This window comes from Bacteroides gallinaceum (genome assembly GCF_030373775.1).
Lineage (GTDB): Bacteria > Bacteroidota > Bacteroidia > Bacteroidales > Bacteroidaceae > Phocaeicola > Phocaeicola excrementipullorum.
Window position 1 is genome coordinate 223,628 of record NZ_JAUDEN010000003.1, and the last position, 10,948, is coordinate 234,575.

Sequence of the window (10,948 nt, forward strand, 5' to 3'; positions counted from 1 at the left end):
GAGGTTTTGAATGGCACAGAGCTCTAACTTTATTTGGGCATGCTGCTCATCCGCACGGTTATTTCTCCTTTTGTTTTTCCGAATCGGCATGCGGCTTCTATAATCTGTACGCCTTCGAGCGGATATTCTTTTTCTGACAGCTTGGGAGCAGGGAATGTTTTGAACACGGCTCCGGCCGGTGCGGTTATTTCCATGTAGAACTGTTTTCCGTTCCGTGTCAGTACCGCCTTGTTGCCGTTTGTTTCCACCTGTGCCTTTGTCACAATGTTGAAATAAGCGGTTGAATTGGCATTCAGCAGTTCCACTTTGTCTGTAACTTCCATCGTACAGTCGTCTATCAGCGTAAACGTGCGGAACACAGATTCGGCTTTGTCCTGATATAAGCTGGTCATGTTCAGTGTAGCAGACGGTTGGGAAGCATCTGGATGTTCTTCGCATACGAAAGCTTCGCCCGAAGCATGTTGCAGATGACGGTCGATGTGGAGCGTATTGTGCGAGAAGTTGTTGTTGCGGAAGTATTCCCAGCGTTTTCCGTTTGGCGCATAATCCCAGAATCCCGGCAGGGCATAGTCGTCGGCGCCCAGCTCTTCCGTCCAGCATACGCTGTCAGCTTCCAGCAGGAAAGTTCCGCAGTCGAGTTGCTGGTGTGCCTGGCTTGGCTCCCCTCCTTTGGCAATGAGGAAGACGGAGCCTTTCTTCTTCCGGTCGCCGTTGAATACGACCAGGTCGTTGATGTCATTGTGATACACTTCCATGCGCGGCAGCGAGTCGCTGGCAGTTGCTGTGGCAGTGTTAAACCATGGCAAGGCAAGATAGAAGTTCTGGTTCTGCGGAATGCGTTTGCAGAGCGTTTGTTTCAACTCTTCCCGGTACCATTCGGCTATTTCCGGCTGGTTGTAGAGTTTGCTGAACAGGAAGAAGGCCGGTGAGTTCTCTTTCCCCTCTCCGGAGTTGGCGAAATTGAAAATACGTCCGGCAGGTGTCAGTGTACGTTTGTAGAACAGCGCAGTTTTTGATACGCCCGGCAGTTTGGCGATGTTTCCCTTGTCGCCTCCGTTGTCTGTTACAGCTTTCAGATAGAGAGCCAGGTAACTGTTGGTATATCCCCAGTATCCGGGACCTTCGTAGCAGACACCGTCGGGCGCGAAGTGCTTCAGGCAGTTAGGCATGTACTTGGCAGCGTTTTTCAGAATGCTGTCCGTTTCCTGCGGATAATCTTCGGCTACGGCCAGTGCGCCGAGCGTCATGCCTATGTTGCACACCACGTTCCAGTTCGTTTCGCGTTTAGCCCAGCTTCCGGGTCCTCCGTAGGCATATTCACGCAGCACTTTGCTGACAGCGTTCTTGTAGATGCAGTTTTTCACCAGTTCCTTTGTCGCCTCGGGCAGCGCGTCAAACAGCCAGTCGTAAGCTATGGCCACGGCAGTAGTCATTTCGGCCGTGTCCAGGTAATGTTTCGGATCCCAGTCGGGGAAATTGCATACCCATAGCAGGGCTTCGTTGGCTGCCCTCAGGTATTTCTCGTCACCGTAAAGCCGGTAAGCCAGTGCGAGTGTTCCCAGCCGTGCCACATAAGCGCGTGAAGTCCATAGCATATTACCGTATTTGTCGAATTTGTAGGGAATTTGCGGCAGTTGCGCGATGGAGTCTGCCTGACTTCTCAGCGTATCTGCCAGTTCGCCTGCCAGCGGGTCTTCTTTTATGAGCCGTTTTACGGCAGGCTCTTCCGCACGGGTGAACAGCAGGCGCGGATGTTCTGTCAGGATACCTTGTTCGTTTCGTTCGGGAGTGCACGAAAGCGCTCCCACACACAGCAGCAGCGCAAGGCTGCATTTCTTCAGTGTAAGACAAAAGTTCGTTTTCATACGGTTGATTATAGAGTTGGTTTGCTTTTCATTTCGATTGTCATCTTTCCGCCTTTCAGCACTTCCTGCTGGTCTATTCTGAATCCGTCAATGCGTTTGCCGTTCAGACGGATTGAATGCACGTATTTATTTTCCTTGGATGCTCCGGGAGCTTCAATGACAAAGTCTATTCCACGTCCGTACTTTCCGTCCAGGTGAATGGTGATTTTAGAGTAGCGTGGAGTGGTCACTTCATAGAAAGGCTTTTCCGCACATCCGCCGTCCATCTGGAACAGGCCTATGGCACTCATGACGAACCAGCTGCTCATCTGTCCCAGGTCCTCGTCACCCGGATAAGCGTCATAGGGAGTGGTTCCGTAATACTGCTCCTGGATGGCACGCACCCACTTCTGCGACAGATGGGGGGCGCCTGCCCGGTTGAACAGATAAGCCACTTCCATCGAAGTTTCGTTTCCGTGATTGATGGGATAGTTGGCGAAGTCATCTCCCGAAGCGTTGAAATTGGCATACGAAGATTTCTGCATCGCGCTGTCCAGACGGGACACGAACCGTTCCCTTCCCATAAGCTTGATTAATTTTTCCGGGTTATGAGGCACAAACCATGTGTAGTTGAATGCATTTCCTTCCGTGAACCCCGGCGTGTGATATGGATCGAACGGAGTAATCCAGTTTCCGTCTTTATCCTTCGGACGGATGAATCCGCTCTTGGTGTCGAACAGGTTGGTCCAGCTTTCAGAACGTTTGGAGAAATATTCATAATCAGATTCATATCCCAGATATTTTGCCATTTGAGCTAGACACCAGTCATCGTAGGCGTACTCCATTGTATTGGATACCTGCCCCATGCCTTGAGGGATATATCCGTATTTCATATACGGGACCAGATCTTCCACACCTGCCGTTCCGCCGCCTTCATGGCGTTGGGGAGGAGTCAGAAGCATTTTCTTCAGTCCCTCATAAGCAAGTTTCAGGTCGAAGTCGCGGATGCCGCTCTGCCATGCTCCCCATATCTGAGAAACCATGTGCATGGCTACCATAACGCCGGTATGTTCGATTCCGGCAGGATCCGTGTTGAACCACCCTCCGTTCTTGTACAGGCTGATGGCCGAGCGGGCCCACATGGAAGAAAGTTCCGGAGCCGTCAGATTAAAAAGCTGCTGGTTGTCCCAGAAGGTATTCCAGTATTCTCCGCTTACCACCCGGTCATTGGGTGATTCAAGCCGGCAGATCTGCTCCCGTTCATCGCGGTAACGTCCGTCGAAATCGCTCCATGAGGCTTTTGCCGAATAGGCTCTGTACAGGTTTGAGTAAAACTTTTTCTGTTGCAGATAGTCATCGGTTTCAATTTCGATGCGCGACAGGTAGTCATTCCAGATTGAGCGGGCGTTTTCTGCCACCTTTTCCAGATCCCAGCCGAAAGGAAGCGCCAGTTCCTGCCGGAGGTTGTTGCGTGCTCCCGCCACATCGACCAGGGAAACGCCGGTGCGCACTTGCACCGTGCTTGCATCCTCTTCCGCCGGAAAATCGAGGAAGAAGCCCACATCTCCTTTTCCGCACACCTCGGTGATGTTGTGCATGATTTTGGGCTCCGTTTCAAATTCATGGGTGGAATGCCAGGCGCCCAGGTATTTTTGTTCCGCCTTAATCTGGTCATTGACCCATCCTCCCATTGAGGCAAAAGATTTGTCGAACTGCATTACAAAGTGAATGGTATAGTATTGTTCTGCGGTGTATCCCGTATATGCGCCGAAATAAGTCGCGTAGCCTTCTATCTCGGTGTCGCTCACTTTGGTGATATGCGCGTCCTGCAGGTTGTGCGGATATTCGCTGGGAGCATACAGATCTACCAGCACCCGCCGGTTCTTGCATCCGGCGGGGAAAGTATAGCGCTGGATGGAAGCGCGGTCGGTTGCCGAAACCTCTGCCGTGATTTTTGTGTCCGTCATGAACACCGAGTATTTGCCTACTTCCGCCTTTTCGGTCGATTTGTCAATCCGCGAGCGGTATCCTGCGTCCGGATTGTCCTCCGGTCCCGGATTGACCTGCAATTCTCCGCAGGTGGGCTGCATCAGGAACCCGTCTATTGTCCAGTCGCAGAAATGATTGAATCCGGCGATATTTTCAATCGTATATTCATAGCCCGCCTTCCATTTCTCATCCTCGTTGTCGGGAGCGATCTGTACCATTCCGAACGGCAGCGAAACGCTGGGCTTATACATCCACCGGGAGTTTCCTGTGCCCATCAGTATGTCCACGTCGTCTGCATATTCGTGCAGCGGCTTGGGAGCCAGACTGACGGTTCCTTGGTATATCGGTTTGCCGTCAGCATAGATTGCAAACTCTTCATTCTTTGGATTCTTCACAGCCGGAACCAGTATCTGCTGGATGCTTTTCCCCGTTTCTATCCGCCGGGTCACTTTCGTCTTTCCGCAAACGAATGTCAGATTCCGGGGACGGTCGTACTGAACCATGTCCACGAGAATCGGCAGGCTATGTTTTTTTCCGGACTTTTCATATTCAAAGTCCGCGGCTTTGACAGACGTTATCAGCGAAGAAGAGATGGGAGTGATGTCCATGCCCTCGGGACCGCTCAGTCTGATGCAGTCGAACATGCACCAGCGTCCTTTCACTATTCCCATCTGTATCCGGTTCATTCCCTTTTCCAGCCATCCGACAGGAAATTTGATGGTCCATTCCTGCGGGTCCGGCTTTTCTTCGCCGGTCAACAGCTTGTCTGTCGATTTCCCCTCTATTTTCTTCTCGAAGCGGTGCCCGTTCACTTCAACCCGCAAAACAGGAAGTTCCTTGCCGTTTGCTCCTGCAAAAAACAAAGACAGAAGGCAGTTTCCTTCCTTTCTCGTTTCCGGCAATTGAAAGTTGATGACCGGGAAATGGCGCGGATGATATCCGGCATAATAACCTCCTCCTCCCCATCTGTCTTTGGGACCGGGCAAAACGTAAGGCCAGTTCTTTTCCGGGGTGGAATAGCCTACGGCAAAGTGCTTTACTCCCGTAAAGTCGATCAGGAAGTTTTTGTAGTGACTGGGGTAAAGGGCAAACTCTGCCGGACTGCCGTCTTTTTCCCCGATCTCAAACAATACATTGTCTGCCCTCATGCTGCCTGCATGAGTTCCCGGCTGGGATGCCCACAGATTTCCGCAGCCGGTAATGAGCAGAGCGAACAATAATTTTACTTTCATGGCTTGGTCGTTTTTTAAGGCACGCTTGTATTTTCTATTTGTCTATAAAGATAGCCATTTATTTAAAGTCGGGCGGACGATTACGTTTATTAATGGGGATATATTGTCTTATGCTGGAAATTTAACGGTGAATTGGACGCATTTGTATCTGCCTTTGGACAAAATCTCCCCTTTCCGCAGGACGGAGATGGAATATCTGGAAGGATTTTCTTCGTTGGTTGAGAGCAAAATCTATATCTCCAGCCTAGAGATACAAATCTCCAGCCTGGAGATACATATCTTTAAGCTGGAGATAAGGAACCGTGCGAAGCTTCCGGTTTTTGCAGACCGGCAAACGGCATTTCCTGTTTCGGAGCCGTCTTTTTTTCTGCGCTGAAAACAAGCCCTTTGTTCTTTCTCCTTTCATACGGTCTGGTCTGACCGGACGCTGTTTAATAGAGAATTAACACAGAAATGCTGCATCCGTTTGTACTTTCTTTGGATAAAATCTCCCGTTTTTGCTGTTTGTTAAAAACGAAAGGATATACTATTTATCCCCCAGATATAGATGATTTGATACCCGTGTGTATGTTGAATATTAGTACGTTTGCGACACAACCTTAAGATTAAATTTAGTTATGTGTCAATTCAAAAAAGAAAAGCACAGTCAACGTGCATTATTTTCCGCTCTCTTTGTAGGTGGAACCTTGTTGATGGCGGCTCCTGTGTATGCGGCAGCGCCGGATGATACAAGCGGAAGAACCGTAGATTCGTCATTGAGTGTTTTGCAGAACGGACGTACCGTAACGGGCGTGGTGAAAGATTCCGCAGGAGAACCGATTATCGGTGCCAATGTAAAGGTAAAGGGAACTTCGAAAGGAACGATAACGGACCTCGACGGTAACTTTTCGCTGAACGGCATTGCTCCGGATGCGGTGCTGGTGGTCAGCTACATCGGTTATAAGGAAACAGAAGTGCGTGTGGGAGACCGTACCAGTTTGTCTGTGCAGCTGGTGGAAGATTCGAAGGTGATAGATGAAGTGGTGGTCGTAGGTTACGCTACACAAAAGAAAGTGAACCTGACGGGTTCGGTGTCTTCTATAAATATGTCGGAAATAGCAGAAAAACGTCCTATCACTAATTTGTCTTCGGGCTTGGCTGGCATGGCTTCGGGTGTGTCGTTCAGAACGAGCAGTAATATTCCGGGTAATGAAAGTGCCAGTATTTTGATTCGCGGACAAGGAACATTGAATAACTCTGCACCGTTGGTGATTGTGGATGGTGTGGAAAGTGATATTGCCAATGTCAATCCTCAGGATGTAGAGAGCATGAGTGTCTTGAAAGATGCAGCTTCTTCATCCATTTATGGTTCGCGTGCCGCTAACGGTGTTATTTTGATTACTACCAAGAAAGGTAAGGAAGGCAAAATCAACATTGATTATACAGGATATGCATCATTGGAATCGGTAGGAAAAACAGTAGATGCTGTGAGCAACTATGCCGATTATATGGAACTGCGCAATGAAGCTCGTCAGAATTCAGGAGATAGTCCGCAGTTTGAACAGAGTGTGATAGATGCCTGGAGAAATGACGCAGGGCGTAATCCCTTGATATATCCTAACACAGATTGGGTGGATGAAGTGTTCAAAACAGCCGTGGCAACTAATCATAATTTGTCTTTGAGCGGTGGTACGGACAAACTGTCATTCTATACGTCGTTTGGTTATAGCAACAATCCCGGTATCATGGAGAACTCCGGTTATGAGCGCTATAGTTTCCGTTCGAATGTGGAGGCAAAACCGACCAAGTGGCTGACATTGGGTATGAAATTGAATGGTTACCTGTCAAATAACGATATCGGTTCAGATTGGGTGGATGATTTGTTTACCTATGGTTATGCAAGTACGCCCGGTATCGTCTTGCGTGCTCCTGACGGACGTTTTGGAGGTCCGCAGGCTGTAGGCGAAGATATACAGACCAACAATCCCTTGCAGCAGCTGTATTCTCGCACTGGCAACAAAAAGAACCGCAACTTGCGTGCTGCGTTCAATGGTACGATCACACCGCTGAAGGGCTTGAGCATCTCCGGTTCTTATTCGTATGAGCTGACAGACAAGGATAACTGGGAGAAACCGAATCAAATGGCCTTATGGAATTTTGCTACCGATCAGGAAGTGCGGCAGACTTATACGGGCAAAACATACGTTTATAATTACAACCGCAAGATAGAGCGGATGTTCATGGACCTTGTGGTGCGCTATAACAATAAGTTCTTCAATGATAAATTTGATTTGAATGTGATGGCAGGTGCCAGCCAGGAAATGCGTCGCGACCGCAGTTTCAGTGCTACAAAATATGATTGGATTGATTCATCCGTAGATGTCATAAATGGTGCGACGGGCGATGCAACAGCCAGCGGTTCGCATACAGAATGGGCGATGCGTTCTTATTTTGGCCGTATTAACCTGGCGTGGGCAGATCGTTATTTGCTTGAAGCAAACTTGCGTGCAGATGCTTCCTCACGTTTTCTGGACGGAAACCGTTGGGGATATTTCCCCTCATTCTCTGCTGGATGGCGTGTTGATCAGGAGGCCTTTATGGAAAGTACCCGCAACTGGCTGGATGCGTTGAAGCTCCGTGTGTCATGGGGTGAATTGGGTAATAACTATTTGAGCAGCGATTATCAGGCCATCTCAAAATATGCAGCGACCAATTATTCTTTTGGCGGACAGATGCAGACCGGTATGACTATCACTGCGCTGGCAAACGGAGCCTTGACTTGGGAAAGCACTGCCGTTACCAATGCGGCCGTTGACTTTACGATGCTGAACAGCCGTTTGTCTGGTACTGTGGAATACTTCTACAAGAAAACTTCCGACATTTTGATTGACCTGCCTGCGCCTTTGGTACATGGAAATGCGAGCATCCCTACACAAAACAGTGCCGAAGTGACAAACAAAGGCTTCGAACTGTCATTGAACTGGGCGGACAACATCAATGACTTCCATTATAATATCGGAACAAACATTACTTTTGTGGACAACAAGGTGACGAAGTTCAAAGGAGATGAGCCGAGCATCAACGGAAGTACGATGATAAAGGAGGGTTATCCTATCAATGTACAGTATTGTCTTGTGGCAGACCGCATCATTCAGACACAGGAGGATTTGGACTATGTACAGTCTTTGGTTGACAATGCGCCTTTGGGTGAGGATGGCAAGAAAGTCAATCCGTTCCAGACTTATCAGCGTCCTGAACTGGGTGACGTGCTTTATAAAGATATGGATGGAAACGGTATCTTCAACGATGATGACCGTGTGCCTATGGGACATGGTGACACTCCGCGTTTCTTCTATGATATCAATTTGGGATGTTCGTGGAAAGGTCTTGACTTCTCTATGCTGATGTCCGGTACTGGCAGTTATAAGGTGCAGTATCAAAGCATGCACACTACCAACATGCCGGCCAGCGGTTATCAGATAGGTCAGGAAATTGCTGACGGTCGCTGGTATGAAGGCCGCACTACGCCTGCCAAATATCCGCGTTTGCTTTCAAATGACGGTCGTAATACCCGTAACAGCACATTGTGGCTGACAGACCGGAAGTTCTTGAAAATACGTAACGTTCAGTTGGGCTATACTTTGCCAGCAAAATGGGTAAAGGCCGCTTCATTAAGCCGTGTACGTGTATTCTGCAGTTTGGAAAACTTCTTTACTTTCAGTGATTTTGTTGGTATGGATCCTGAGAATACGCAAAACTTGGCATATCCGAATATCCGTCAGGCTTCTTTCGGGGTAAACGTTTCATTCTAATGTTATTAATTCAGACAAATATGAAGAAATATATATTGATTTTGGCTGCTGCCGGCATGTTGGGCGGTTGCTATGATTTGGATCAGTATCCGCATGACCAACTGAGTAGCGGAAGCTTCTGGAAAACAGAAGATCATGCTTATCAAGGGATGGTTTCTATGTACGGAGATTTGCGCAATGAGAACGCATTCGGTGCTTATTACGATAACGATGCGTTGGGTGAAATAGCCATGGATTACAATAACTGGCTGATGCCGTCTATTATAAAAGGAACGTATACCGACCGTACAGGTACTGTACAGAGCCGTTGGCAAACTTCGTATGACGGTATATTTCGTGCTAATCTGCTGCTGCAAAACATTGATAATGTAGATATATCAGATGATGAGAAAGCAGTTTATAAAGGCGAGGCTTATTTTGTCCGTTCCTTGTTCTACTTCTTGCTGCTGGATTACTACGGTGGAGTGCCTTTGTACGATGAAACGACAATCGTTTCCAATGAATTTATGGACATGAGAAAGCCTCGTACGACGGCCGAAGAAACACGCAAGTTTATTTTGGATGATCTGGAAAAAGCTATCTCTGTGTTGCCTGTCAGTTGGGATGCCAACAATTATGGCCGTGCTACGCGTGGAGCTGCTGTGGCTTTAAGAGGAAAAGTAAAGCTTTATGCGGGTGACTATCCAGGCGCAGCCGCCGACTTTGAAGAAATTGTCAATGACCCCGAAGGACGCGGTTATGGTTATAAGTTGAACGACAGCTATCCTGAGTTGTTTACGGTGGCAGGTGAAAACTGTGCGGAAATGATATTTACAATTCAGGCAATCAGCGGTACGAATCAGGAATATGGTATGGGATATCCTTTGCGTTTGGGTACTCGTGCTACTTATGGAAGCTGTTGGAACAATTGCATGCCTACTGATATTTTAGTAGATATGTATGAGAACAGTGACGGATCAAAATTCAACTGGGACGATTATTTCCCTGGCATTACCGGTGATCGCAAAAAGCAGGATGAAGTTTTTGCCGCCACCTTGTCGGAAGATGGGAAAAGCGTAGCTCAGTATCCTCAGGATTTGGATAAAATCCGCGCTGCTTACGAAAACCGTGATCCGCGTCTGGAACAGAGCATCATTACTCCGTATTCTACATATTTGGGTTATAATACAGTGACGAACAGTGAAAATCCGGTTGAATATGTGTTGGCCCAAGGGGTAAATGAAGCAAACGGTTTTATCCGGGACAATCTGGGGCATTATAATTATTATTGGCGGAAGTTTGTGCCGGAAGGCAACATGGGAGGGCAGTTGGATGACCGTTCTCATTCTCCTGTTGATTTTCCTCTTATTCGTTATGCAGATGTATTGCTGATGTTGGCTGAATGTTATAACCAAATGGATAGACAAGATGATGCTGTAGCATTGATTAATCAGGTTCGTCAACGTCCGTCTACCCATATGCCGGCATTGAATAGCGGTCCTGCCTGGCTGGAAGCTCATAGCAAAGACGAAGTGTTTGAACGCATCGTGCAGGAGCGTGCCGTAGAACTGGCTTGTGAAGGCCATCGTTTCAGTGACTTGCGCCGATGGGGTATGTGTGAAGAGAAACTGAACTTTGAATACGATGATATTCGTGGCAATGTTCGTTATACCCGCGTCTTTACAGACCGCGACTACTTGTGGCCGATTCCTGCCGTAGAGTTCGAGCGTAACCCGAATCTTGGCGACCAAAATCCGGGCTGGTAAAGAGCAACTAAGATTTTTTTTAATTGGGAAAAAACAGTGAATAAGAATTGTGCGGTGGTGTGGCCGGCAGGTCATGCCGCCGTATGGATAGGGTTAATTTTATGAATAGAAACAGCAAGGTAAAATTGATTGCGGCTTTCTGCCTGTCCTGCGCGTTCGGTCTGCTCCACGCGCAGGATGCGGAGAAGGCATTCGTTAAGGAGAACATGACTTTTGCGGCCGGGCAGTACCGGCTGATGTTGCAGACTCCTGTCCAGGGCAAGGACGGCAAGGGTGTGATGCCTCACAGCACGCGCAAGGACGGGACAGTGTCGAAGGCGAGCATCTACATGTGGACTTCGGGCTTC

The 10,948-nt window shown here is 48.3% G+C and carries 4 protein-coding genes and 1 pseudogene; 3 read left to right on the forward strand and 2 right to left on the reverse strand.

The window, feature by feature from the left end; genetic code table 11:
* Window positions 1–29 precede the first annotated feature (29 nt).
* Together QUW60_RS03225 and QUW60_RS03230 are read right to left on the reverse strand one after the other, a co-directional pair.
* Entirely contained in the window at window positions 30–1,865 is a 1,836-nt protein-coding gene (locus tag QUW60_RS03225; RefSeq protein ID WP_289558410.1) for a DUF4962 domain-containing protein, read from the reverse strand.
* An 8-nt stretch (window positions 1,866–1,873) separates the two neighbouring features.
* Window positions 1,874–5,065 (reverse strand): GH92 family glycosyl hydrolase, encoded by a 3,192-nt coding sequence (locus tag QUW60_RS03230; RefSeq protein ID WP_289558411.1) that lies wholly within the window; start codon window positions 5,063–5,065, stop codon window positions 1,874–1,876.
* 617 nt (window positions 5,066–5,682) lie between these two features.
* Here QUW60_RS03230 and QUW60_RS03235 point away from each other — a divergent pair.
* The 3 genes and pseudogenes from QUW60_RS03235 to QUW60_RS03245 form a co-directional block, all read left to right on the forward strand.
* Window positions 5,683–8,856, forward strand: coding sequence for a SusC/RagA family TonB-linked outer membrane protein (locus QUW60_RS03235; protein WP_289558412.1), 3,174 nt, complete (start codon window positions 5,683–5,685; stop codon window positions 8,854–8,856).
* Window positions 8,857–8,876: 20 nt separating this feature from the next.
* A complete protein-coding gene (locus QUW60_RS03240; protein WP_258338063.1) occupies window positions 8,877–10,601 on the forward strand; it encodes a RagB/SusD family nutrient uptake outer membrane protein in 1,725 nt (574 codons plus the stop codon).
* Between the two features lie 101 nt (window positions 10,602–10,702).
* Window positions 10,703–10,948: pseudogene (locus tag QUW60_RS03245) on the forward strand (glycoside hydrolase family 88 protein); the annotation flags it as partial.

Bases quoted from the DNA above. Each gene is read 5' to 3' on its own strand.
- QUW60_RS03225 (WP_289558410.1), bottom strand. From the start codon at position 1,865: ATGAAAACGAACTTTTGTCTTACACTGAAGAAATGCAGCCTTGCGCTG.
- QUW60_RS03230 (WP_289558411.1), bottom strand. From the start codon at position 5,065: ATGAAAGTAAAATTATTGTTCGCTCTGCTCATTACCGGCTGCGGAAAT.
- QUW60_RS03235 (WP_289558412.1), top strand. From the start codon at position 5,683: ATGTGTCAATTCAAAAAAGAAAAGCACAGTCAACGTGCATTATTTTCC.
- QUW60_RS03240 (WP_258338063.1), top strand. From the start codon at position 8,877: ATGAAGAAATATATATTGATTTTGGCTGCTGCCGGCATGTTGGGCGGT.